The 24,690-nt window shown below is 43.8% G+C and carries 21 protein-coding genes and 2 tRNA genes; 5 read left to right on the forward strand and 18 right to left on the reverse strand.

From position 1 onward, the window contains the following. Positions 1–97: 97 nt before the first annotated feature. The 5 genes from ACPW7N_RS06590 to ACPW7N_RS06610 form a co-directional block, all read right to left on the reverse strand. Positions 98–1,084 carry a FecCD family ABC transporter permease gene (locus ACPW7N_RS06590; protein WP_425650235.1) on the reverse strand — a complete coding sequence of 329 codons (987 nt, stop codon included), beginning with the start codon at positions 1,082–1,084 and terminating at the stop codon, positions 98–100. Further along, positions 1,081–2,100 carry a FecCD family ABC transporter permease gene (locus ACPW7N_RS06595; RefSeq protein WP_425650236.1) on the reverse strand — a complete coding sequence of 340 codons (1,020 nt, stop codon included), beginning with the start codon at positions 2,098–2,100 and terminating at the stop codon, positions 1,081–1,083. The genes ACPW7N_RS06590 and ACPW7N_RS06595 overlap by 4 nt, the downstream gene beginning before the upstream one ends. Continuing rightward, a complete protein-coding gene (locus ACPW7N_RS06600; RefSeq protein ID WP_425650237.1) occupies positions 2,087–3,067 on the reverse strand; it encodes an ABC transporter substrate-binding protein in 981 nt (326 codons plus the stop codon). The genes ACPW7N_RS06595 and ACPW7N_RS06600 overlap by 14 nt, the downstream gene beginning before the upstream one ends. A 207-nt stretch (positions 3,068–3,274) precedes the next feature. Further along, complete coding sequence (locus ACPW7N_RS06605) at positions 3,275–4,114, reverse strand: helix-turn-helix transcriptional regulator (RefSeq protein ID WP_425650238.1); 840 nt, start codon at positions 4,112–4,114, stop codon at positions 3,275–3,277. A gap of 122 nt (positions 4,115–4,236) precedes the next feature. Further along, a complete protein-coding gene (locus ACPW7N_RS06610; protein WP_425650239.1) occupies positions 4,237–5,205 on the reverse strand; it encodes an ABC transporter substrate-binding protein in 969 nt (322 codons plus the stop codon). A 105-nt stretch (positions 5,206–5,310) separates the two neighbouring features. Here ACPW7N_RS06610 and ACPW7N_RS06615 point away from each other — a divergent pair, with 105 nt between their 5' ends. Both ACPW7N_RS06615 and ACPW7N_RS06620 read left to right on the forward strand, forming a co-directional pair. Then, positions 5,311–6,309, forward strand: coding sequence for a FecCD family ABC transporter permease (locus tag ACPW7N_RS06615; RefSeq protein ID WP_425650240.1), 999 nt, complete (start codon positions 5,311–5,313; stop codon positions 6,307–6,309). Then, entirely contained in the window at positions 6,300–7,283 is a 984-nt protein-coding gene (locus tag ACPW7N_RS06620) for a FecCD family ABC transporter permease (RefSeq protein WP_425650241.1), read from the forward strand. The genes ACPW7N_RS06615 and ACPW7N_RS06620 overlap by 10 nt, the downstream gene beginning before the upstream one ends. Positions 7,284–7,639: 356 nt before the next feature. On the opposite strand, the gene ACPW7N_RS06625 is transcribed toward ACPW7N_RS06620, so the two are convergent. The 3 genes from ACPW7N_RS06625 to ACPW7N_RS06635 all read right to left on the reverse strand — a co-directional run bounded on the left by ACPW7N_RS06625 (position 7,640) and on the right by ACPW7N_RS06635 (position 13,366). Beyond that, entirely contained in the window at positions 7,640–9,724 is a 2,085-nt protein-coding gene (locus ACPW7N_RS06625; RefSeq protein ID WP_425650242.1) for a methyl-accepting chemotaxis protein, read from the reverse strand. 154 nt (positions 9,725–9,878) lie between these two features. After that, positions 9,879–13,082 (reverse strand): AfsR/SARP family transcriptional regulator, encoded by a 3,204-nt coding sequence (locus tag ACPW7N_RS06630; protein WP_425650243.1) that lies wholly within the window; start codon positions 13,080–13,082, stop codon positions 9,879–9,881. A 195-nt stretch (positions 13,083–13,277) separates the two neighbouring features. Next, a tRNA-Ser gene (locus tag ACPW7N_RS06635) sits at positions 13,278–13,366 on the reverse strand. Between the two features lie 179 nt (positions 13,367–13,545). Between ACPW7N_RS06635 and ACPW7N_RS06640 the strand changes: the two genes are divergently transcribed. After that, positions 13,546–13,914 (forward strand): hypothetical protein, encoded by a 369-nt coding sequence (locus tag ACPW7N_RS06640; RefSeq protein ID WP_425650244.1) that lies wholly within the window; start codon positions 13,546–13,548, stop codon positions 13,912–13,914. Here the strand turns inward: ACPW7N_RS06640 and ACPW7N_RS06645 are convergent. The 7 genes from ACPW7N_RS06645 to ACPW7N_RS06675 form a co-directional block, all read right to left on the reverse strand. Next, positions 13,895–14,053, reverse strand: coding sequence for a hypothetical protein (locus ACPW7N_RS06645; RefSeq protein ID WP_425650245.1), 159 nt, complete (start codon positions 14,051–14,053; stop codon positions 13,895–13,897). The two genes, ACPW7N_RS06640 and ACPW7N_RS06645, sit on opposite strands and share 20 nt — an antisense overlap. Positions 14,054–14,233: 180 nt before the next feature. Further along, positions 14,234–14,322 (reverse strand) — tRNA-Ser (locus ACPW7N_RS06650). Positions 14,323–14,461: 139 nt separating this feature from the next. Then, positions 14,462–15,334: a hypothetical protein gene (locus ACPW7N_RS06655; protein ID WP_425650246.1), complete on the reverse strand. Its 873-nt coding sequence runs from the start codon at positions 15,332–15,334 to the stop codon at positions 14,462–14,464. 24 nt (positions 15,335–15,358) lie between these two features. Further along, positions 15,359–16,480 (reverse strand): UDP-galactopyranose mutase, encoded by a 1,122-nt coding sequence (gene glf / locus ACPW7N_RS06660; protein WP_425650247.1) that lies wholly within the window; start codon positions 16,478–16,480, stop codon positions 15,359–15,361. A 52-nt stretch (positions 16,481–16,532) separates the two neighbouring features. Beyond that, positions 16,533–17,255 carry a class I SAM-dependent methyltransferase gene (locus ACPW7N_RS06665; protein WP_425650248.1) on the reverse strand — a complete coding sequence of 241 codons (723 nt, stop codon included), beginning with the start codon at positions 17,253–17,255 and terminating at the stop codon, positions 16,533–16,535. 31 nt (positions 17,256–17,286) lie between these two features. After that, positions 17,287–18,363 carry a glycosyltransferase family 2 protein gene (locus ACPW7N_RS06670; RefSeq protein WP_425650249.1) on the reverse strand — a complete coding sequence of 359 codons (1,077 nt, stop codon included), beginning with the start codon at positions 18,361–18,363 and terminating at the stop codon, positions 17,287–17,289. Positions 18,364–18,387: 24 nt separating this feature from the next. Further along, positions 18,388–19,305 carry an NAD-dependent epimerase/dehydratase family protein gene (locus ACPW7N_RS06675; RefSeq protein ID WP_425650250.1) on the reverse strand — a complete coding sequence of 306 codons (918 nt, stop codon included), beginning with the start codon at positions 19,303–19,305 and terminating at the stop codon, positions 18,388–18,390. 511 nt (positions 19,306–19,816) lie between these two features. On the opposite strand from ACPW7N_RS06675, the gene ACPW7N_RS06680 reads away from it, so the two are divergent. After that, positions 19,817–21,043 carry a glycosyltransferase family 4 protein gene (locus tag ACPW7N_RS06680; RefSeq protein WP_425650251.1) on the forward strand — a complete coding sequence of 409 codons (1,227 nt, stop codon included), beginning with the start codon at positions 19,817–19,819 and terminating at the stop codon, positions 21,041–21,043. Here the strand turns inward: ACPW7N_RS06680 and ACPW7N_RS06685 are convergent. Continuing rightward, a complete protein-coding gene (locus ACPW7N_RS06685) occupies positions 20,995–21,702 on the reverse strand; it encodes a glycosyltransferase (RefSeq protein WP_425650252.1) in 708 nt (235 codons plus the stop codon). The two genes, ACPW7N_RS06680 and ACPW7N_RS06685, sit on opposite strands and share 49 nt — an antisense overlap. Positions 21,703–21,909: 207 nt before the next feature. On the opposite strand from ACPW7N_RS06685, the gene ACPW7N_RS06690 reads away from it, so the two are divergent. Continuing rightward, a complete protein-coding gene (locus ACPW7N_RS06690; protein WP_425650253.1) occupies positions 21,910–23,049 on the forward strand; it encodes a glycosyltransferase family 2 protein in 1,140 nt (379 codons plus the stop codon). Between the two features lie 48 nt (positions 23,050–23,097). Here ACPW7N_RS06690 and ACPW7N_RS06695 read toward each other — a convergent pair whose 3' ends face one another. Continuing rightward, positions 23,098–23,847, reverse strand: a complete 750-nt coding sequence (locus ACPW7N_RS06695; RefSeq protein ID WP_425650254.1) for a sulfotransferase — start codon at positions 23,845–23,847, stop codon at positions 23,098–23,100. Between the two features lie 26 nt (positions 23,848–23,873). After that, positions 23,874–24,686, reverse strand: a complete 813-nt coding sequence (locus tag ACPW7N_RS06700; protein ID WP_425650255.1) for a PHP domain-containing protein — start codon at positions 24,684–24,686, stop codon at positions 23,874–23,876. Between the last annotated feature and the right edge of the window lie 4 nt (positions 24,687–24,690).

A 24,690-nucleotide genomic window follows, 5' to 3' on the forward strand; every position in this document is an offset into this window, starting at 1 on the left:
TAGGTGAAAAGAAAAAACTCCACTCGCCACAATAGGACGAGTGAAGCTGCAACGATTGCTGTTTGCCAACCTTTATCAGTTTGCCAACCATTATCAGTTAGCCCACTCTCTTTCTTTCCTTCGATAAGAGATACAGAAAATAAGGTGCTCCCAATATCGAGGTAGCTATTCCTGCAGGTATCTCCAGTGGAGGGATTACCCCTCTTGATAAAGTATCAGCAAGTAAAACCAAAAACGCTCCAAGCAAAGCTGACACAGGCAAGACTTTTCGATACGATGCTCCAACCAATTGTCTGGCAAGATGAGGACATAAGAGACCCACAAATCCAATCGAGCCGATAACCGCGACACAACCCGCTGCCAAAGCAACTGAGACAGCTAATAAAATCATTCTCAATCGTATTACGTTTGCTCCCAATCCTCTCGCCACATCATCGCCTAGACTTAAAATATCTACTTTCTTGGCGAGAAGAAACGTAATAGGCAGGAAAATCAACAACCAGGGCAGGACAGCAATTACCTCTTTCCATCCCCTTCCCCATAAGCTGCCTGTTAACCAGATCAGAGCAGAATTCACATCGATTGGATTTTTTACCATGAGATATTGGATTCCTGCCTGACAAATGACGCCCAAAGCAATTCCCACGAGTGCAAGTGTGGACGGGGAAACATCCCTTCGATACACAAAGAAAAACAGAACAGCAGCAACAACCATTGCACCTGCAAATGCTGCGAGAGGCAAAACCACAGCAGGAGCTTTCGGGAAGATAAACAGGACAATGGCAGCGGCTAATCCGGCACCTTTCGTGATACCGATGACATCAGGTGATGCCAGAGGGTTACGGATAATCCCTTGCAGAACCGCTCCTGATACTGCTAATCCGGCACCTGTGAGAATGGCTAATACAATCCGAGGAAGCCGATACTCTTTGATGATAAAAATCTGGTTCGAAGTGCCTGTTCCGGTTAGTGCATCGATAACCTTAGCCGGTGAGATCGTAACTGCTCCTGTTCCAATACTCACGATGGAGGTCAGACCAAGCAGAACCAGTAATAACAGCAGGCAATATCTGAAATTGATCATTTCTTTTTCCTCTCTTTCATCGCCAAATAAAGAAAGAAAGGAGCTCCTAGTAATGCAGTGACAATTCCAACGGGTGACTCATAGGGAAATGCGATAAAACGGGATGCAATATCTGCATAAACAAGCAACAAGGCACCGAAAATTGCGCAAAAAGGAAGGACGAGTCGATAATCTTCACCCACAAAGAAACGGACCAGATGCGGAACCATCAGTCCGACAAATCCGATCGGTCCTGCCACCGCCACGGCTGAGCCTGCAAGAAAGAGAACGATCAGTCCGCTGCCTACCCTCACCCAGCCCGTTTTCTGCCCCAAACCTTTGGCAACACTGTCTCCCAAACGGAGAACATTGATCGAACGAGAAATGCCGAAAGCAAATAAAAGCCCGCCGATTGTCCAAGGCAATATGACCTGAATATCTCCCCAGTCACTACCGTCGATCGACCCCGCTAGCCAAAAGAGGATTTGATCCGTTGAGTGAGACTGAAAGATAATCATTGCTTCCGTAATTGACGAAAGCAACAGATGGACAGACATCCCAGCCAATGCAAGCTTTACAGGTGTTAAGCCGCCCATTGCCCCCAAGGAGTAAACAATCGCTCCACCTAAACCTGCTCCAATAAACGCGACCATAACAAGCTCAGTTGGGCCTAACGCTGGAAACAATACAATGCCCCCAACAACAGTGAGTGCTGCCCCTGCATTGACACCGAACAATTGGGGCGATGCGAGAGGGTTCTGTGTGATTGCTTGCATAATAGCCCCTGCAACCGCTAAATTAGCCCCGATGATGGCAGCTAGTACCGTCCGGGGCAAACGAATTGTAGATACAATCAAACTCTCTTTCGTCGATTGAGACGAAAATAATGACTCCCATACATTCCACCAATGAATCTGAGCAGAACCAACAGAGATACTCAGCAGAAATCCCAGCAAGAGCAAAATGAACCCAGCGAGCAGTATCATGCCGTTTTGAATGTAGCTTTTATTTGGTGCGAACATCTTATTTTTTGCCATACAGCAAGTTTATGGCTTCTTCTGAACTCATTTCAGACCCAATAAGACCACGGGAAAGTGCCCATGTGTTTCGAGAAACTTCGAAAACCTGATTTGCCTGAACAGCTTTCAGTTTCTGCCACAGTGGATTTGACTTCCATTCATCCACGATTGTTTTTTCGCCAGCCTTCATCAGGAATAGCACATCTGGATTTAATTCAACCAATTGCTCAAGAGAAACCTTTGGATAGGACTCGTCACTCGTAATTGAATTTTTTAATCCCAGACTCTCCATCAGGGACCCAGAGTAAGAGCTGGAAGAATGACCGAAGAAGCCTTTGCTGTTGACAACTGCTGGCAATACCTTTCTTGTCTCTCCACTAGGGAGCTTTGCCATCAATTGCTTCATTTTCTCATTATGTTCATTGAGGCGCTTGTTGCCTTCTTCTTTCATTCCCACCGCATCCGCAATGATCGGATAGTTCGTCAGCATGTGTTGATAATCAGCCTGGTGGTCATCTAGCACAATCGTTGGAGCAATTTGCTTCAGCTTGTCATAGACGGCTTTATGATGATTCAAATCCGCGATGATCAAGTCTGGGTTTAGCGAACTGATTACCTCCATGTTTGGCTCATAGCGGGAACCAACGGATGTATATTGACCAAGCTTCTCTTTCACGGGTGCAATGATCAGGTTGGGATCATTATCGTCAGCTACTCCGACTGGCTGAACCCCAAGCGAAACAAGAGCATCTGCATACGAAAACTCCATAACGACAATGCGTTGCGGCTTTCCTTTAATTTCTGTTTCTCCTAGTTCATGCTTAATCATTCTTGGAGCTACCTCTGCCTGACTATTCGTAGAGTTAGCTGCCTGTGTGCTAGGTGTAGTCGCAGTTTGGTTTGCAGTGCCGCAACCGGTAAGCAGTCCAGCAAGGAGCAGTACCATCGACAAGCAAAAAGCAAAAGGCGTGTTACGTTTTTTCATATGTTCCTCCTCTTGGAAAAATGGGCATCATACAAAAACAAGAATATCTAATAATAAGAATCATTCTCATAAATGTATAAAAAAAATAATTCTGATGCCTGTTTTTCATTCTCTATGTAGTTTTATGATAATGAAAATTATTATCAATCAGTATTCTACAGATACCCTTCTGTTGCTTCCATGTATTTTCATGTCCAATTCAATGAACTATTTTGTTTTACTCCGCCTGTTGAGGTACTCCGATGGTGATATCCCCATCTTTCTTTTGAACATCTTGCTAAAATAAAATTCGTCATTGTAGCCGACACTCTGTGCTATATCACGCAAGCGTTCATGTGGCAGCGCAAGAAGCTCTTTCGCCCGCTCCATCCGCAGCATGAGGAGATACTCCGACAAACTTACACCTTTCAGGAATCTAAACATACGGGAATAATAGCTTGGACTTACTCCAGCTCTCTTTGCCAGTAATTCTAAAGTGACATTCATCATGAAGTGTTGATCGATGTAAGAGAAAGTCTGCTCGATGCAACTTACTGTGTTTTGATTTTTTTGGACTGATCCCAAATCTTGTACAACACAATAAAACAATCGCTCTAGTAGTAACCGCTGCCGAAATACTACCATTTCATCGACAAACGCAAAACTTTTCTCCAGCTCTTCGGCTAGATGAAGTACCTGTGCGTGATTTTTCATTTGATGAACACCCTGTATCGGAAAGTCTGCACCAGCCTCACGATAGACAATGGTTCCTTCTGTTGCCGATGCTTCACTCCAGTACGTAAACTCAATGCAATGGATTTCTAACTCGTGATTCGCGAATAGCTCCATATCTTCATTTGGAACTGATACCCAAACTGCCCCTGCACTTAACGGAAAAGTCCCTCTTCGAAAAACAACCCGTCCCGAACCCCTTTTGACATAATTAAACATATGCTTGGCAACATTGGATATGGATGTTGGATGATCAGCGGTTATGATTTCTACTCTAGCAAAAGTAGGAGAAACCATCATTTGATTCAGTTGCTTGAACACAAGATTCACATTCATACAGTGTTCTTTCCTTTCATGGTGTTTATCTTTCAGTCATCCTTCAATCCCTTTCAAAGCTATATTTTATCAATCTTTCCAAAATGAAAAAAGTCCTCAATCTTGAGGACTTGCAGATTACTCTATTTTACTAGATGGGCAAATAAATCATCCAGCACCAAATTTGCAGCCTGATAGCCGAGACCGCTCAACCATGTTTCACTCGACACTTCAAATACTTTGTTGTCTTTCACTGCCTGGAAGCCTTTCCAGGTCGGGTTTGCCGTGATTTTCGTATTCAACAGGTTTTCCTTATCACGAGTAAACCAGATAATCACGTCTCCTTCCATGTCAGCTACTTTTTCTTCGTTGAGCTTCACAGTGAACTCATCCTTATTCTGTGCTGCCGGACGAGGCAAACCTGCATCCTGAACAATGCTGCCGCTGAAATTTTGTTTCAGATAAACCGTAATATTATCTTTTCTTGGGCGTAAGAGTGATACATGAGTTTTAGTCAATTGATCACCCATTTTTGCTTTAAATTCTTCCAACCTTTTATTGTAATCAGTTAATAGTTGTTCCGCTTCCTTTGACTTCCCAACTGCTTCAGCCTGAAGCTTGAGATTATCCTTCCAGGTGGCCCCCAGTGTTTCTACGAAGACAGTAGGAGCAATTTGACTAAGTTTATCGTAAATCGCTTCGTGTGTATCCTTTGATCCCAGGATGATATCCGGTTGGAGAGCCGCAATAGACTCCAGATTGGGTTGATCGATGGTTCCAATGTTTTGGATGCCATCCACATTTTTTATGTAAGCAGGAAACGGCTGGTCGGCGACAGCAGTTGCAGCTCCAATCGGTTTCACCCCGAGTGCCATCAGGTTATCAAGTGCTCCGTTATCAAGGGTGATCACTTTCTCCGGTTTTTTGGGCAACTTTGTTTTCCCCATGGAATGGGTGATCTCCAACGATGTTTCGGTTGGCTTTTCCCCACTTGATGCAGGTGGTGTTTGATTGGTTGTCGTTGTCGCTTCCCCTGTGCAGGCTGTCAAAAAGATGATAGATATGAAAATCATGATTCTAACGAAAGTTGCGTGATGTTTCAAGATTGCCATATGTAATTCCTCCTTTTATAATGATAATGATAATTATTATCAAAGTTACTATAAAACCCCATTATTACCTTTGTCAACCAAAAACCTTTTTAGGGAGGAGCATGAATGTTTTTTTCAGATAAAACTGCTTCCATTACTCGACTCTTATTTTTTTTGTGCTTATTGTTCCTCTGCTGTTTGGCAAGCCTCATCTTTGGAACCAAACAAGTAAGCTATCAAACTGTTTTTTCCTCCTTCACGGCTTACACCGGCTCAGAAGATCACGTAATTATCCAGACTGTTCGGTTGCCACGCACGATGATCGCACTGGCTGTTGGTGCAGCTCTAGGCGTAAGCGGAGCCATCATGCAATCGATTACCAGAAACCCGCTTGCTTCACCAGAACTGCTTGGACTAAATTCTGGTGCGGCTCTTGGTGTCGTGTGCAGTTTGCTATTTTTTCAAAACTCAAGCATCAGCTATATCTGGTTTGCGTTTGCAGGAGCAACTATCATTGTCACCCTTGTTTTTGCACTTGGTTCAATCGGTCGTGCGGGCCTGTCACCTATAAAGCTTACTTTAGCGGGGGCAACGATTACGGCCCTGTCGGTTTCCTTTACTCAGGGATTTCTGATTCTGGATGAGCGTTCACTGGATGAGATGCGCTTTTGGCTCGCTGGTTCTATTTCTGGCAGAAGCATGGAGCAACTGTACGAGGTTTTGCCCTTTATTCTGTCGGGCTTACTCTTGTCTTTCCTGTTGGCGAGACATATTGCCACTCTTAGCCTGGGAGAAGAGGTTGCAGCCGGATTAGGGCAAAAAACGGGGTGGATCAAAGGCTTGTCCCTGTTGACGGTCGTTCTTTTGGCTGGAAGCTCAGTGACGATTGCAGGGCCTATTGGATTCATCGGGTTAGCTGTCCCTCATCTGATCAAGCCATTTACTGGATTCCATTACAAAACGCTACTCATATACTCAGGAATTGTTGGGGCTATCCTTTTAGTTGCAGCCGATATCACATCTCGGTTCATTCTCTATCCACAGGATGTTTCCGTTGGAATTATGACCGCTATCCTTGGAGGGCCATTCCTGATTTATCTGGTAAGAAAGAAGGAATGGAAGTGAACAAAAGGTATTTACTTGTCATTTTAAGTCTGGTTGTTCTCAATTTACTAATTTTTGTCATTTCGCTCAGTGTTGGAGAATACCGAATTCCATTTTGGGAAGTGATCCAAACTCTTTTAGGAAGTGGGGATAAGAAAGCGGAGTTTATCGTCCAGACCTTGCGGCTCCCGCGAATCCTGGTCGCCTTTTTTGTCGGTGCCGGGCTAGCACTAGCGGGAATGATCCTGCAAGCTTTGACACGCAATCCACTCGCTTCACCCGGTGTCATCGGATTAAATGCAGGGGCAGGATTGGGGGCTATCATTACGATCGTCTTGTTTCCTTCCATCTCTTTTTCGCTTGTTCCCTTGTCCGCTTTTTTCGGTGCTTTCGTAGCGGGAATCTTTGCTTATCTGCTGGCATGGAAGAATGGTAGTTCTCCCCTACGCCTGATCCTTACCGGGATTGGAATTGCCGCAATTGCCCAAGCACTCATTCAAATTGTTCAAATGCATGGGAAAATACAATTGGTTACAAAAGCAACAATTTGGTTGGTAGGCAGTGTTTACGGAAGAGGGTGGGAACATGTTTGGTCTTTGGTTCTGTGGATACTTCCACTCATTGTTCTTACTTTTTTTCTCATCAGTCATTTGAATGTACTTCATTTAGGAGATGACATTGCACGAGGACTGGGCAGCCGAATGGAATGGAACCGGGGACGTTTGATTCTAATCAGCATTGCACTTACGGGTGTATCTGTTGCAAATGCTGGTGTTCTTTCCTTTGTTGGTTTGATGGCTCCCCATATTGCTCGCAAAATCGTTGGGGCGTCTCACGGAATTTTATCGATCACTTCGGTACTTGTTGGCGGTTTGATTGTCATGACTGCCGATCTCCTTGGCAGAGTCATGTTTGCCCCAATCGAAATTCCCTGTGGTATTATCACATCCATTGTAGGGGCACCTTATTTGCTTTACTTGCTTTTCCGAAAGTAAGAAAAATGTTGTCCTTTGCAGGTCTCCCTGACAGTTTGCATAGAAGACCAACTGTCCGACTTTCCTAATCGTCAGGAAGTGGTCAAACACGCTGCTGCCTCTTTAGTAACGCTGGTTGCCCACTTTTTTCCCTGACGAATGAGGAAAAGTCTAAGCTGCACTGTCAAAGTCGCTTTGCAAAGGACAAGCATTTTTCTGGCGTGGCTCACGCAAAAGGAGAAGTTTAACTACTTTAACGATTTAAAGCAGTTAAACTTTCTGATACTATAAGAAAACCATTCTCCTTTGCAGGTCTTCCCAAAAAAACTCCACTCGCCGCTAAGGGACGGGTGGAGTTCCTATTTTAGTCAATGCTGCTATACCGTAAACTTCTTGATCTCATCCTGCAACTCATGTGCCAAATGATTGAGAGCTACAGCAGAGTTGGTTATTTGTTGCATTCGCTCCACCTGTGTAGTAGATGAGTGGGAGACATCGTTTGTTTTGCACGATACCTCTCTCGTAATCGTCAGCATTTCGTCCATTGTCGCACTAATTTCTTCGGAGCTCGCAGACATCTGCTGTGTAGCTGCAGACACCTCCTGAATCTGATCCGCTACCATTTGGACAGCACCCAGGATTCGTTGGAATGTACTACCTGCTTCCTGGACGACATTTGTTCCATGCTCGACTTCTTTTGTGCCCGTTTCCATTACCTGAACGGCTCGACCGGTATACTGCTGAATTTCCTGGATCAGGTTGGCGATTTGATCGGCTGATTGCTTGGACTGCTCCGCCAGTTTTCGCACTTCATCAGCGACAACCGCAAAGCCCTTTCCTTGTTCTCCTGCACGTGCCGCTTCAATTGCTGCATTCAGGGCAAGCAGGTTGGTCTGATTGGCAATCGACGTAATCACTTCAATGATGTTGCCAATTTCCTGTGATTTCTCACCTAGTTGTTTGACAACGACAGAAGATTCGCCTACCGCTTCGCTGATCTGATCCATTTGCTGAATGGCCTTCTGAATGGTGCTTTCGCCTCTTTTCGCATCCTCTGTTACCATGGACGACGAGCGAGCTGCCGACATGGCTGATTCGGTTACCCGCTGGATTCCTTGCGCCATTTCTTCCATTGCTTTTGCTGTCTCTGTAAAGCTGATCATTTGGGTAGACGATCCGCTTGCTACTTCCTGTATCGCATGTGTGATCTGGTCAGTAGATTGTAAAATCTCTTCTGATGTATTCGTCAAATGATCGGAAGCCTGTCTCAATTGAGCAGATTTATTTTGGATGGAACCTACTAATTGGGCAGTATGAGAGATCATCTCGTCCATATTTTTCTTGAGTGAGTTAAGTTCTTTCGATGATGTCTGGATCCCGTCCAACGTCTCCTTGAGATTACCGCCTGACACATTGACGATTTTCTTCTCCATCTCCACAATCGGTTTGGTAATGCGAATCGAGATATAATAAACAAGCGCTACGACAATAATCAGTACCAAAATAACCATGCCGAGGTTTTTCAATTGCAGTTCCTTCAATTGCGCCATGGCAATGCTTTTATCTACTGTGGCGATGACCATCCATGACTGGGAGCCTTCACCAGGCAATTTGACCGGATAATAGGCGCTAAGCACTTCTCGTCCATCCAGATCCGTATATTCAATAGTCCCGTTTTTACCTGCAAGTGCTTCTTGTACAACGGAATTAACCTCTGTTGGCAACTGAATATCCAGCTCTTCTGTCAATTCATTTCCATCTTTGTCTTTGAGAGCCTGTCCGTTGTTGTCCTTTTTTAATATCGTTTTCTTGCCGGTCTTGTAGTTGTACATCTCAGATACTTGCAGTTTATCGGGATGTGCGATCACGACCCCTTCACTGTCAATAACCGTTGCTTGCAAGGCGGGGTTAGCAAATTTCTGCTCAATCATTTCCTGGATGGAGGCAAGATTAAGGTCGGTTGCCATGATGCCAGCGATCTGTGAATCCTTTTCCACTGCATGAAAAATGGAAGTTACCGTGACACCAGTCGAAATCGAGTAGTAGGATTTGCTGACGAATGGTTGTTTTTCTTCCATAAACTTTTTGAACCACCAGCGATTGGAACGATCTCCTGGCTTTCCTCTTGTTTTTGCCGTTTGCATTCCATCTGTTCCCTGGACATACAGTAAATCGATGAACGGATAATCCTTCGCAGTATCAAGCAATAGCTTTTGCTGTCGAACCGGGTCCACACTTGTGATATCTGAACTCTTGGATAGCACCTCATTTAATGTGTAGCTTTTGTCTACAAATGCAGATACCTGATCAGCTATATTGTGGGCAGTTGAAAGCGCTTGCGATTCTGTACTGTCTTCGATATGGTTTGAGAAAAAATAATAGCTTAACGAATTGGAAAATAGTAATGGGACTAACACCAGTAACATGCTGCTGAGAATTAGCTGCGCCTTTAACGACTTCATTGGAATCTCCTTTTTCGTATTTTATTACCACCAATTTGACACAATTCGACCATAAAGTCATTTTTCCTTCAAAAGGTTTATTAATAAAATATTTTTGAATTAAAAAAAGCTTTTGTTTCAAAAGAAACAATAGCTTTTTAAAAGTGACCCCATGTTAGTTCGGCACTCCATCAATTCCTTTATCCATAATCAATGCATACGTATCACGAGTTGACGGCAGCGGTTGAACACCAAGCTGCTCCTGCAGTTTGGCGACGCACTTCTCATACCAGCGAATGGACTGTGCTCTGTTGTTTTTGCGGTAATAGCAATACATCAGCAGGCGATAGGCTTCTTCCCAGCAATCATCTGTACGAAGGATGGTCTCACACCACCGTATGGCGATATCAAACTGCTTCAAACATGCATACAATTGCGCAAGCTTTTCTGCCCCTCGCAAAAACAGCACATGCAGCCGTTCCCTTTCCTCCATACACCAATCCTCATACCGACAATCTGGCAAATATTCGCCCTGATAGAAGGCAAGCCCTTTTTCAAGGTATTCAATCGCTTTTTTCTCATCACGTTCATCCAGACCAATTGTGACAAACCGCTCGAAGTCCTCTGCATCGATTCGGTAACCAGAAGCCAGATTAAATCCGTACGATGAACCGTGGCGTTGAACAAAGAAGGCACTTGCTCGTGCTTCTCTCTGCGGTTCCAGCGCTTTGTTCAAGGCGTTCAGCGCTACCTTGAAATCTCGTGAAGCCGCCTCTTCATCGCTTTCTTCCCACAAATAGTGAAAGATCTCTTCACGTGCCAGCAAGTGTTGGCGCTTGGTCAAAAACAACTGGAACAACTGCTTCGCCTTTCCTCTTTGCCACGCTTTCTCGCTAAGCTCAGCATCTCCCAACCAAATGCGAAATTGCCCAAGGGTTTGGATGCGGAGGGTATACCCAGGGTGAAACGTTACGTTTTGCAGCCCCAGGTCCGTCAATAGCTGTGAAATATAATCCAATCTGATTTGACGTTTCTGTGCCTCAATTAACAGCGGCATAAACGTTTGGACATCCCTTGGAGTAAACATCGTCGGGCGTTCAACCAAAAAACTGTATTCCCCCGATTGAATGGTGCCAAGTGCCTCGCGGATGGCAGGTACAAAGCTCGCCCAGTCTTCTTGCTTCATGGCAAGATAACTCAACCAGAAGTAGGAAATGGAGACGATGTAGTGATCGCCACAGGTACGAAACAGCTCCACACACTCGGTGAAAACCGGTCGTGCCTGCTCATATTTGCCCATATGTGCATAGGCGATTCCCATTCCCAGTCGAATCAGCCCGTGTAACCAGTCATCCTTGATCGCTTCTGTTTCCTGCATCCCTCTGTGACCATAGGCCAGAGCCAGGTCCAGTGATTTCTCTCGTCCGTGCAAGATCGTCAAACCGAGCAGCGCTTCTGCCTTGCCCCGTGTCGATTGCAATTCTTCCATCATGCGAAGACCTTTCAAATAAAGATGGCGAACCTCTTCTGTCGTAAAGTCTTGATGATTCATCGCCAGATGCGCTTTGCGGATGTACCCGTTCGCTTCGACAAATGGGGAATTGGCTTCTTTGCCGATTTCGATCGACTTCTGCGCATAATCAAGCCCTTTTTCGGTCTCTCCGTTCATCCCATACACAAATGCGAGCAAAAGCGAAGTTTCTTTGTAGGAACGGGTTAGCTGGGAAAATCCCTTGCGCTTTTCCTCATTCCACTTCTTCTCTAGCAGGTGAATCGCAGATTGTAACCGTCCTGTGCGAAAATAGAGACGGGACTCAATTTCAACCTCTGCCTGGTACTCCAGTTCCAGACTGCGAAGATACCACTTCTCCGCTTCTGTCGAGTTGCCGCGATTGGTATAGATTTCGGCCAGCATACGGTACAGGCGTGGTGCCAACTCTTCACAGGTCACGTCAAGAAGCTGAATCGCCTGTTTGAGCAGCTCTTCTGCCTTGATTCCCTGTACACTATCCAGATGTACCCGTGCCTTGCCTTCCAAACCGAGGCAACGGGAATACACATCTTGATTTTGTTCGGCAAGCTGCATGAACTGATCGTAGTACGTAAGAGCAAGAGGATAAATACAGCGATAGCGAGCCACTTCCGCCTGATAAAACCACAGCTTGTAATATTTGTTTTTCACATGATCAGGAAGAGATTTCAAGTTCCCGTACAACTGTTCCAAATTTTCAGACCGAATCATTTGTTCAGCGTAATGTACCAGCACCTCGCCTATCTGTTCCCAATCTTCTATCTGATACAGGGTGGCAAGTGTTTTCTCCACATCTTCCTGCTTTCGGTAGTACGAAGCAAGTGATTGTAAAATGGTGTGTTTCACCGTCGGGTCGTGATTCAGGCGATTCAATAGCAACTCACGAAAAATGGGATGATAACGATAGTAGCCATCCTCCATGGAGGAAATGAACAGATTACGCCCGGAAATTTCATCAAGCAGCGAATCCGCACTTTGACCAATAATGTGGACACAGATTCGCTTGGTAAAACTGTCGAGCACACTTGTATACTCCAGGAACCGTTGAATATGGTATTCCTGATCGCCTAACACTTCCACATCAAGAAAGTGGAGTAATTCTTCATGAATCTTCTGTGGCTCACAGTCTGGCTTTTCTCCATACAGCCTGATTGCTAACGCCCATCCTTCTGTGACCTGATGAATCTTTTTGGTCTCTTCTGGCGACAAAGAGAGCCTGAATTCATCGAGCAACAAGGCTTCTGTCTCTTCTTCTGTGAACGTAAGGTCTTTTTGGTTGATCTCAAAATATTCTCCACGAATCTTCATCAATCGAAGCCACGGCCAAAGAGGCTGCTGTCTGGTGGCAATGACAATTTTTACATGATGCGGAAGATTGCGAACCACCAATTGCATCCATTGATCGATAAAGAATGAACGTAAAACGGAATGATAATCGTCAAGAACGAGAATGACATCCTGTGGAATTGCCATCAGCTCATTCACAAATTGATAGACTAACAGCTCAACATCGTCAGGATTTAATACCTGTTCCATGCTCTCCAGGGTACGAAGCAAATCTTTCCCGAATTCCCGATGTTCACGTCTGATGCACTCAACAATATGACTGATGAACCGAAGCAAATCTCCATCCTTGTCTTCAATGTTATACCAGCAAACAGGGATTTTTTTATCTGCGAAAAACAGTGATAACATCGTGCTTTTGCCATACCCTGGCCCTGAATGGATTAACGTGAACGAGTTCAACAAGATATACCGCATTTTTTTAGCCAGTCCCGGCCGACGAAGAATATGTTCCTTGATACGCGGGGGTGTGAACTTGGTTAACATGATCCGCGTTCTGCTCATCCTGCTTCCTTCCTCTCCACTGATAACCTTCGCATAACCTTGCGATAAGAACAAACCTATCCAAGAAAACCTCTCTATTCGATTCGTTAATATGGTATTCATTCATTTCGTTGACCGCCGTCAAAATCCTGCCAAACCAATATGAAAAAACCACCATCAAACAATGCGTTTAATGGTGGTGTACATTTTTTTGTATGGCGGAGAGAGAGGGATTCGAACCCCCGTGACGTTGCCGCCTAACGGTTTTCAAGACCGCCCCGTTATGACCACTTCGGTATCTCTCCACATTATTCGAGTGCTACAGCTAATTTAGCAATAAACTAATACTACAACAAAATCGCTCCATCGACAAGCTATAATTTTTCCCTTTTCGTGTGATAATCATCACCATCAAATTGGAAAAAAGCAGGTAGTATTTTTAGTAAGACAAATGAATGAGTATACATGATGAAGAGAGGAACTGATGATCAGCTTGAACACTGAGCCATACATACAAAATGAAATAAACCTCCACGATGTCTCTGCTTACTCGAAAGAAATGGGAATTAACATCCCTACCTTCATCTCTCATCATTTATGGCATGAATACATCAATCCGAATAATCATACTGACCCCATCCATCTGACGCGAAGACTATGGGATGTTCTGGAAATGCTGCTCACCCACATCAAAAGAAACTTGAACCCGGGGGCAAATTATCCAATCGAATTCACTTATGTCTGTTGTTTCCATTCTGACGAAGCCCAACTTATCGCCATTCCATTGAAAGCGGTCTTGTCAAAAGACGCTAACCGCAAGCACTCGCTAATCGTCAGACTCGTGTCTGAATAGCTGCCTTCCATTGAATTGATGTTGATTCTGGTTGTACACTGATCGTTATAATGATTGGAATGATTTCGTTTTTGCCGCAAATCGGGCATTCCAGATCATTATGAATGATGTTGCAGCAGTGCTTGCAAGAGTATTTCATTTTATTCACCCTCCCACTTAGCCTCTCTGAAGAGATATGTCCTTTCAGTATAGTGGCCCGACTTCAAGAATTATGTCAGGTATTGTGGGGAAATGAGCAAAAAATATCGACAAAACGGCCGAGACGTATTTTCACATAAAAAAAGCTGATAGTCACACTATCAGCTCTGGTTGGTATGTATGGCGGAGAGAGAGGGATTCGAACCCCCGTGACGTTGCCGCCTAACGGTTTTCAAGACCGCCCCGTTATGACCACTTCGGTATCTCTCCATTTTTTTAAGTCCCAAGAACATTTTGTTTACTTGGCACATAAAGAAATATAGCACATAGCTAAAAAATATGCAACACTAAAAATCAACAAATTTCACAATGAACATTTTTTAGCTACATGCTGCTATCCAGTAATCTGTTAGGAGCTTTTTTTTCTAATCCGCCTTTTGAATCTGACAGGAGTCTCCTTCCATGTAACAAAAGATTTTCTCACTACTCTTCTCTTCGTTAGTGGAGTTTTGAGTTTACATATCCATCTTCGAACAGCTTCATCTTTTACAGGATGAATAAAAAAGATGTTACGGTTGGCTTTCACCTTTTTTATCTCACGCATACTGATGGGAGGGCGAAAGCGTAAATATCTTTTGTGTTTGCGCGGGTACGCACGACATCTCCCCCCTGCGTGTACGGCTAATGTCAAATATAACATTTCACCCAGAGCAAACACGTTTGTTGTTGCAAACAGCTCCTCCAGCTTCTGATGGTCAATCCTCGCAAGCATCCGTCTCACGATTTGATGCCGATACACTTGCATCGGGTTAAACGTACCACAAAAGTAGTTTGCATTAAAAAAAGGCTGCCATTGCCCCCACTCTCTCCACATCGATTGGGCTGGACGCCACCAGGTTTTATGTGGAATCCTTTCAAATTGCACTCTTTGTACCATTGCATCAAAGCCTCTCATCATCCGTTGCAACAATGCCGGAAATCCATGATTGACAAACAGTACATCGTATTCAGTGTAAACCAAATACTCATAAGGTGCATTTATTTCCTCGAGCCACCTCATCACATCATAAAAAAACCTGCCTGTCTTCCCCCACTGCAACGGCCTTGAATACGGACAATACATCACATTCTCTCTATTGCAAAGTTCTTTTCCAAAATTCGCATCAGTCCCGCCGTTATACAAAACAATCCGTGCATTTCTGCCTGCATATTTTCGAATGTTTCTTATCTGATCAAGTAGTGCCGGCTCATCTTTATGAGCTAGTATCGCAAAACAAATCATCAAATCCACTCCTTGCGCTCTTCTCTACTTTCCCGAGATTTCCTTAAATAGAGTCAATGCACGAGCAACAGCCTGATCCATATTATAGTATTTGTAGTCAGCAAGACGCCCCGCAAACAGGACCTTCTCCTTTATCTGGTCTGCTTCTTTTCGATACAATTGATAGAGATCCCGATTATCCTGGCGAGGGATGGGATAATACGGATCGTTGCACTTGTGATCATATCGTTTTGGATAGACATACGACAGAGTCGTTTTAGAGGAAATCTGGCCCGTGAGGTGTTTCTGCTCAAGCACACGTGTGTAGTCATATTCATTCGGATAATTAATGGTCCCCACTTCCTGATAGTACTCTTGCGGCAATGTCGTAAATTCAAAACGAAGACTGCGATACGGGAGAGGACCGTGGAGATATTGGAAATATTCATCGATCGGCCCCGTATAGATCATTCGCTTGAACTGGATTTCATCGGCAATTTCCCGGTAGTCTGTGTTTAACAGCAGCTTGATATTGGGATGGGCAAGCATTTTTTGGAAAAGTGCCGTATAGCCGTACTTTGGTATCCCCTGATACGTATCCTGAAAATAACGGTTATCTCGACTGATATAGATAGGGACACGGGCCGTAACAGAATGATCCAGTTGATCAGGTGCCAGTTCCCAATGCTTTAAAGTGTAACGATAAAAGACATTTTGATAGATATATTCTGCAAGGAAACCGAGCTCCCCACTTGCACTTTCACGCAGTTTTAAGATCGGTATCTTTACACCGTAACCAAAATGATTAATCAGCTGCTCTTCCAGTTTCTCCGCAAACTTCACAGGAAACAGAATATATAATGAATTGAGATTAAAAGGAACAGGGATTTTTTTACCATCGACTACAGTCAATACCTCATGAAAGTAGGGTCTCCACTCTGTAAATTGGGAAAGGTAGTTCCACACCATGGGGGAGTTGGTATGAAAGGTATGAGAGCCGTATTGATGAATAAGAATTCCATCTTCATTGTAGGTATCGTAGGAGTTTCCCCCGATGTGATTTCTTTTTTCGACAATCAATACCTTCTGATTGAGTTGGGTTGCCAGTCGTTCTGCCAAAGTGGCACCGGTAAACCCGGACCCTACGATTAACCAATCTACCTTCATGCAGGAATACCCTCCTTGTGATCTCATGAAGTATGATTCCTTGTCCTGTCACCTACGCCCTCATATCGATATCTTGCTTGCTGATCAACTGGTCGTAGCCTTTACATTGATGCTGATTATTTCCTACAATAGCCAGTATCGTTTCTTTTCGTAAATCCTTGTCGTTGCTTATTGTTAGTCCCAGATATTTTAATTCAAACTGAAACGAGAGCAGCAGATTTCTGAACTCGCCCAGTTTCCATTCACGTGTGTGGCAATGATTAAAAGGAGGGCCCATATGGTTGTAACGATAGGTAAGTTCTCGTTCGGGAGTGGACAAAAGACAGATTGGCGCAAGCTCCATGACTTTTTTTAACTTCCATAACAGATATCCAGGACTGATCAGATGCTCAATCACATCAGCGCAAATAACCACAGCATCTTTCACGATTTCATCCGGCAGGTTCAGCTCTCCAGGATGGTCTAAATTGTGTTCGGTCCACGAGCCAAATGGGTACTTTGCACGGCAGTTTACTAAATTCTCGCCATAATCAATTCCGATAATCTGAAAATCCGGGTACATGCTCGCCAGTTTGAAGCCAGCACCGCTTCCGATATCAATCATATATTTGCACCCGAGTTTTTCACCAATGAACCTCGCCAGTGCATACACGTTGGGTTGCCAGGTTACCCCTTTAAACCGGATCAGGCTGTATTCCGGTCTTGGACGAGAGGTGTACTTTGGATCGATATAATAATAGTTATTGATTGCATTTTGGATAAAGGATTTATCCACCCCATTCTCCGCTCCTTTCCAACTTGTAGAATTAACCTGTTCGTTTTTTGGCTCTTCTCCTGACAGTACGTTTAGAGGACCTTATCATACCGGGAAATCGTTGTGACCTTTGAGATTTTTCTGATTTTCGTAACCTTCGTGTCAGAAGCAACTTTCGAATACCGCGTTTTTTTCTGACAGGTCGGATTTTTCCGACAGGCCGAATTTCTTTTCGTTGTTGCGTTTTTCTTAGACCACGCAATCTTCTTTGTCTTAACAATTTCATTTTTACTCTACGTCTTGCCTTTCTCCGGCTCAAGTTCAAAAGCCTTTGTTTTGGAATTAATTCCGTCTTCAGCCATCCTCCCCGAAACTTAGAAAACTGGGGTACATACTCACCTCCCCAATTATGTAGGGTAGCGAGTATTGCTTCTCGCTTCACTTCGTTGCATGCTTGAACATGGCGAGTAAGCTGGCTATTCTTGTTAACCATTCGATTAATGTTGTACAGTCTCTCATCAAGCCATAAGAAATCGTAATTTCCGAGCAGTTTATACATGATCCTGCGATCTTCCACGAATCTTCCGCCATATTTATCATGTGTATCCCATCCTCCCACTGCACGAAGACAGTCGGTACGATAGAATCTCGGGCACAAGGTGGGGCCATAGCTGATGAACTCATATTTGTGTTGGTTCAAAAAAGGTCTGAGTCTCTCAACGAACTTCTTACGTGGTGACCACACCGTATAATTACCATACGCCATCGCAGTAGTCTCAGGCTGATTCTCCATGGCAGTCACAAGCCGCTCCAGCGTATGGTTCTCCAGCCAATCGTCACTGTCGAGCTGAATCATATATTTGGTTGTTACCATTTGGAGCGCTGTATTTAATGCATGTGCCTGACCTGAGTTGACAGGCATGCGATAATAGCTGATTCGCTGATCTTCACAAGTGATATCAGAGACAACTTCTTCTGTGCCATCGACTGAACCGTCGTCAATGATGAGGAGCTTCCACTCTTTCATTGTTTGGTTCTGAACGCTTGTGATGGCTTTCGTGATCATGTCGCATCGGTTATACGTCGGTATGACGACGGTGACTTTGATTTCATCCAACAGTTGATCCAATCCACTCCTCCTCCCTTGTTTTCCTTATTTTCTTCCAGACATTTCACGAATCGTTTCGTTTAATCCAGTTGCGAGGTCGTACTGAGGCGACCAGCCAAGACTAAGTTGAGCTTTTTGGGAGCTTACACGACTAAAACGAATATCTCCATTCCGCTGGGCTGCATAAACAGGTGGATTTGTACAGTGCAGAATGGATGAAATCAGCTTGAACAATTGATTCACACTGGTTTTTTCATTACTGCTAATATTCATCACTTCATTTGTTCCATGAAACAAGGCGAGCAGGTTTGCCATGGCTATATCCTTTGCATAGACAAAGTCTCGCGTCTGTTCTCCATCCCCGTAAATGACAGGCGATTTTCCTTCCAACAGTTTGTGGATGAAAGCCGGAATGACGCATCCTTCGCCGATAATCGATTGACGAGGTCCGTATACATTGGAGTAGCGCAGGATTGTAAAAGGAAGGCTGTATTGCTGCTGGAACAGCCTGATGTACATTTCTGAGGTTATTTTGGATATGCCGTATGAAGAGATCGGATGTATCGGTTCTGACTCCGTTATGCTGTAATCTCCAACTTCTCCGTAGACAGAACAAGTTGAGGCGTAAACAATCTTTCGGACATGGTACTCCTTGCAAAGGTTTAGCAGGTTGATTGTGCCGACGATATTTATGTTTGCGTCATCCATTGGGTGCTTTATCGATTTTGCTACATCTACTTGAGCTGCCAGATGAATGACAAAATCCGGTTTCTCATTCTGAAAAATCGTTGCCACACCCGCATCCACGATATTGGCCTGGTAAAACGTGACTTGTGGAGGAATATTTGAAAGCTGTCCTGTACTTAAATCATCCACAATGATGACGTCCATTCCTTCTTTCACTAACAGTTCGACAACATGTGATCCAATAAACCCTGCTCCACCTGTCACCAGTATTTTCATCACAACCACACTCCAGTAGGTAATCAGCAGTTGTTTGCCCTATCATATGAGCGGAAGTGTGGTCTCGTCTGTGCTACTATTGATAGTCACTAGCGGAAATAAAAAACAGGAAAAAATAGGAGTGGCTTTTTTATCAGCGTGGTAGGCACTTGTACGAATCCATAGGAGCGGATGGTGAATAGTATAGATTTACACATGGAGTAGGTTATTTCACTCATAGAGAAAGGGTTATCGACATGAAGGATCGTAAAATAGACAAGGGCATGCGAGGAAATAGGCTCGGAAACAAAAATACTGGACTTGTCTCCAGTAGGCCGTATCATTTCATTTTTTCCAGATTGAACAATTCTAGATCAGCCATGATTCCCTTCGATCTATGGAACAGAATCATCCATGCATTACCGTTAGGATATCGGATTCCTCATCCTGAGTTTGAGAAGCTACTGATGGTCGAACCATTGCCGAAAAGACAACCAAGAGGTATGCCTGTTGTCAAAAGGAGGAGAAGGAAATGAAAATCCTGCTTACTTCCATTCTTACCTTCCCCGGTGCAGGTGGGATATGGACGTATGTTTTAGAACTGGCAAAAGGCCTTCGCAGTCTGGGGCATACCGTTGACATTCTGGCCGTTCATCCGGGTACAAAGCGATTTTATTTGTTTTATGAAAATCGAATGGTAGAAGATAAAAGCATAACCGAGCTTGTATCGAGAACATTAGCTCTACACAGGCAAACAATGTCTCAGCTTGGGGGTAAAATTAACCTGTTTGAGTGGCGCAGATACCGGCTGGAATTGGTTGCCGCTTCGCTCCGACTCAAACAATATGATCTGATTCATGCACAAGAGGTCTTCTCTGCCATCGCCTTATCTCGAGTCAAACCAAAAGATATCCCTCTTGTGACAACAATTCATGGAGCGATTCGTGATGAATTCATCATCAAAGGGATCTTGAATCCCTCTACTCCCAAGCGAGATGCATACGTGACCAAGCTGGAGAAAACGGGAATCATGTCTTCTACTTCGGTCATTGTTCCAACGAAGTACATGAAAAATCGATTTATTACCGATTTTCAGGTACCAGAAAACCATATTTCTATCATTCCGCTGGGATTTAATCTGAATCAATTCCGTGTTCAGATGGAACAGCCGACGGACATTCAAAAAGCAGGCAACCAAAAGGTGATTATTTGCTCAGCTCGCTTGGAAAGAGAAAAAGGACACATCTATCTCCTGGAAGCACTGCAAAAGCTGAGGAAGGTGAGAACAGATTGGAAGTGTCTACTTGCAGGGAGCGGCTCCTTGCATAAAATGTTAAAGGATCAATGTGTTCGTCTCGGTTTAAACAAACATGTAGTGTTTCTTGGATACCGAAGAGATATTCCGGCACTCTTACGAGAATCGGATATCTTCGTCCTTGCCAGTATTCAAGAAAATCATCCCTATGCCATCATGGAGGCCCAAGCTGCTGGCAAGGCGGTGATCGGCTCATCTGCTGGAGGAATCCCGGAATTAATCGAACATCAGAAAACCGGGCTCGTTTTCCCAAAAAAAGACAGCCACTCCTTGTTTCTGCAATTATCAACAGTGCTCGAAAATCAGCACCTCCGAGATTCTCTCTCATCTCAAGCTCGTGAATTTGCTGATGGACAATGGGCCGTAGAAACTATGTTGAATCGTGTTGTGGCTAATTATACTCGCCTTGCCCTTACCGCAAAGGGACGAAAATCGTTTGTATAGGCGACAAATCTCCCTGTACCCCGAAGGTATCGTTTCGTTGGCCTCCATGTATGATGGTTTGGATTGGCTCGCCGGATATACACATAGTGGGATCGATTGGTAGCGTAAATTCTGAATCCTTTTCGCCTGCACGCATCCAGAAATGTAAAATCCTCTCCGATCGATCTATCACTGAATTTTACCTTGCGGAACACTCTTCTCTTGAACATGATCGTACCGCCAGCTACATATTTTTGATAGGAGTTTTCTCGATTGGGATATCTGACATACAATGATTTATCATCCTCAAAATAGGTGAAATACGATCTTCTGCCCACAATATCGGCCTTGGTTCTACGAAACGCCATCATGGAAGATCTTATATAGTAAGGAGAATAATAGTCATCGTCATCAAACTTTGCGATTGTATGATATTTGCATTGATGCACACCAAAGTTAAGACATCTCCCCAGACTATAATGCTCTTGTAGCTGAAAAACCGAAACATTTGGATAAGAGCTTGCTTTGCTTTTCCATGTCTCAATATCAAGTGAATCATTATTTAATATGATAATGAGCTCTTTTTTTCTCCACAGTTGGCTTTGATAATTCGCGAAAATATTATCAATAAACTGTGATTTGTTCGTACAAGTAATGATTGAAACTCCTTCTATCCTCACGAGGTATCCACCTTTCATTCGCTGTTTACCCGTATCTATTCCAACATATGAAGGTTCTTTTATACAGGAAACGGCATGTGCCTTGTCTCATGAGCACAGAATATACGAACTGATTTGGGCCGAGCTCCTAGGAGAAAGCCGTGAGCGAACAAGCAGAGAGGTGAATACCCTATTGCATATCTGGTTCTACTAAAAGGAGTGAGGATTTTGGCTGATATTGGAATTGTCATGCCAGTTTACAAACAAAATGACAACTTATTCAGGCAGGCAATTCGCTCAATTCTTAGACAAACCTACCGAAATTTTAAGCTGGTTATTGTCATTGATGGAGTAACACCCAATGTGCTAAGAATTGCTAGAAATTTTAAAAGAAGAGATAAAAGAATTGTCATTATTGCCCAACGTCAGAACAGAGGGACATCACGAGCATTGAACATCGGGTTTCGATATCTCATGAGATTGAACAGAATTAAATACTTAACTTGGGTCTCAAGCGATAATGTGTATTATCCCAATTGCTTCAAATTGCTTAGACGAAAATTAAGAAATTCCCCTCCTAAAGTTGGCTTCGTCCATTCTAGCTTTCGGTTCGTAGATGTGAACAGAACCCCTGTCGATGTAGAAAAAATGAAGGGGTACGTCCAATGGCAAAGTCAACAAACAAAAGAAGATTTACTGGAAATGTATTATATCGGTTACGCATTTTTGTATAAAAAACGGTTTGCACGAATAGTAGGAGGCTATCGCTATACACCAGTAGAAGATTATGACTACTTCCTGCGGCTGTTTGAGGTTTGTGATATGAGATTTGTTCCGAAAATTCTAATGGACTTCCGAATTCGTACTCCTCACAGCAATTCCCTCGAATTAAGGAATTCACCTGAGAAATACCGCCATAAAAGGTATATTTTGAATTTGATAACGTTGGAAGCCCGTCATAGAAGAGGTATTCCACCTGAGACAACTGTACTTTTTCCAGTGAGTGACGCTTCTCCCCATACAATCGCAAAGCTCGAACATTTGTTAGAACAAGTCTACACAAATTACAAATTGCTGATTATTGATACTTCACCGAATTTAGATGCTTCCGCAGTCATTAATCAAATACCCGACCCACGTATCGAATTCATTTTCCTCCCGAACGGAACCACTCCACAGGCAATTCAGACAGGATTAGCACAGGTTTCAACTCCTTTTGTCATGTTTTACAGCAAGAATGCTAATTTTGTTGAAATCGATGAGATGGACCATCTTATAAAAGCAGCGCGAAACACTCCACACCTCCCCTCCGTTACAAGCATTCCCCCCCATGCAGAGCCTGCCTATCAACTGATTTACCATCGTTAGCAAAGGAAAAGAGCGGTGACCCTTTCACAGGTCACCGCTCTTCCTCTTTTACAGATACCCTAGCAGTCTCATGTTCCTTCTGCAATGTCTTCTGATGATTGCTCTTTGTGCCATAGTAATGGTTTTTTTTCTTCGAGAACCGCGAATTTTTTGTGCAAGAACGGAATGTATTTCTTGATGGGTTAATTGAGCCAATTGGGCAAGTCTTTCTATCGTAACTGGATCTTTCCTCACCATTTTTTCATATTGAATCAGGCTGGCGTTAGGATTGCTGTTCACTAGCTGTAAATAATAGTTCACGTTTCGATTCCACTGCCTTGCAAATTGCAAGGCAGAACGATACTCTCCCCAGCTCTTCGGATAACTTTTCCATGCTTCGATTGGATTGCGGACGATGAGGACAAGCTTTGCCTGTGGATAGCATTCCTGCAGAATAGATAATTCTTGTGCGCCATATCGCACCTCTTTGAATCCTACCATATCGTGTCCTTCTCGATGTTGACTGTACAGACAATCTAGATACATTTTAACCGATTGAATGGTTGCCGCCCGAATAAAATAGGGCCCAGGTGCCATGATAGCAAGCCATTGATTCGGATTTTCCCCTTGATTGAAATAGGATTCTCTGCTTTTTTGGCCCATTCTAGACATTCTCATCACTTTCTGTTGTATGTGAACAAAGTCCCGTAAGACGCCTAAATGTTCGCCCCAAACAAGTGTCTCTTTCCTGGCATTAAAGATCCGCTGTAGAAGCGTCGATCCTGAACGGTGGGTAGCTGCGGAAAGAATGACATCCAAGTGACTCTCCCTCCCTCTATCGATATTCATTTATCATGCCATGACAATCCAAAATCCCCAATCGATTGTTGATCATTGTGAAAATCCGATCCACCGGTCATCAACAGACCGAACCTTTCAGCTATTTCTTTGTATAGTTGGACACTGCTTCCCTTTTGCTTGCTATGCCATACCTCGATCCCGTCAAATGGGTACGCATCCACTATCTCATTGACCAAATCATTATCCTGAATAAGAATGGGGTGTGCTAATACGGCACACCCACCATATCGATGGATGAGAGAGATTGCCTCCTGTGTAGATTGATGCACCTTCTCCACATCACACGGCCTTCCATTACCAAGAAATTGGTCAAAAACGGTTTGTGTATCTGCAACATATCCTTTCTGAACAACTGCTTTAGCAATGTGTGGTCGGGCAATAATACTTCCTCTACTAAACTGCATGACGTCCTCCATGGTCAGCGGCATTCCCAATTCTGTAAATTTGTCGATGATGAGTTGAGCCCTTCGTAAGCGTCCATCACAGTACTGAATCAGAAGAGATTTCAACTCAGAATGGTTCGTCATTCCGTATCCCAGTATATCGATACTTTTTCCCTGATACTTGGTACTGAGCTCAATTCCTGGGATAATGACTACTCCCAGTTTACCCCCTTCTTCTATCGCTTCTGCTATCCCATCCAGGGTATCGTGATCCGTTATGGCTATGCACATAAGCCCGTTTTGTTTTGCCCTCTGAACGACTTCTTTCGGAGAATAGCTGCCATCAGAAGCAGTCGTATGGATATGCAAATCGAACCAGCCATTGTTTACGATTTTTCTGAGTTCATCTCGCATAGTT

It is taken from the genome of Brevibacillus nigriterrae, from assembly GCF_049846925.1.
Classification (GTDB): domain Bacteria; phylum Bacillota; class Bacilli; order Brevibacillales; family Brevibacillaceae; genus Brevibacillus_H.

Coding starts and splice junctions, on each gene's coding strand:
- ACPW7N_RS06590 (WP_425650235.1), bottom strand. CDS start 1,084: ATGATCAATTTCAGATATTGCCTGCTGTTATTACTGGTTCTGCTTGGT.
- ACPW7N_RS06595 (WP_425650236.1), bottom strand. CDS start 2,100: ATGGCAAAAAATAAGATGTTCGCACCAAATAAAAGCTACATTCAAAAC.
- ACPW7N_RS06600 (WP_425650237.1), bottom strand. CDS start 3,067: ATGAAAAAACGTAACACGCCTTTTGCTTTTTGCTTGTCGATGGTACTG.
- ACPW7N_RS06605 (WP_425650238.1), bottom strand. CDS start 4,114: ATGAATGTGAATCTTGTGTTCAAGCAACTGAATCAAATGATGGTTTCT.
- ACPW7N_RS06610 (WP_425650239.1), bottom strand. CDS start 5,205: ATGGCAATCTTGAAACATCACGCAACTTTCGTTAGAATCATGATTTTC.
- ACPW7N_RS06615 (WP_425650240.1), top strand. CDS start 5,311: ATGTTTTTTTCAGATAAAACTGCTTCCATTACTCGACTCTTATTTTTT.
- ACPW7N_RS06620 (WP_425650241.1), top strand. CDS start 6,300: ATGGAAGTGAACAAAAGGTATTTACTTGTCATTTTAAGTCTGGTTGTT.
- ACPW7N_RS06625 (WP_425650242.1), bottom strand. CDS start 9,724: ATGAAGTCGTTAAAGGCGCAGCTAATTCTCAGCAGCATGTTACTGGTG.
- ACPW7N_RS06630 (WP_425650243.1), bottom strand. CDS start 13,082: ATGAGCAGAACGCGGATCATGTTAACCAAGTTCACACCCCCGCGTATC.
- ACPW7N_RS06640 (WP_425650244.1), top strand. CDS start 13,546: ATGATCAGCTTGAACACTGAGCCATACATACAAAATGAAATAAACCTC.
- ACPW7N_RS06645 (WP_425650245.1), bottom strand. CDS start 14,053: ATGAAATACTCTTGCAAGCACTGCTGCAACATCATTCATAATGATCTG.
- ACPW7N_RS06655 (WP_425650246.1), bottom strand. CDS start 15,334: ATGATTTGTTTTGCGATACTAGCTCATAAAGATGAGCCGGCACTACTT.
- glf (WP_425650247.1), bottom strand. CDS start 16,480: ATGAAGGTAGATTGGTTAATCGTAGGGTCCGGGTTTACCGGTGCCACT.
- ACPW7N_RS06675 (WP_425650250.1), bottom strand. CDS start 19,305: ATGAAAATACTGGTGACAGGTGGAGCAGGGTTTATTGGATCACATGTT.
- ACPW7N_RS06680 (WP_425650251.1), top strand. CDS start 19,817: ATGAAAATCCTGCTTACTTCCATTCTTACCTTCCCCGGTGCAGGTGGG.
- ACPW7N_RS06700 (WP_425650255.1), bottom strand. CDS start 24,686: ATGCGAGATGAACTCAGAAAAATCGTAAACAATGGCTGGTTCGATTTG.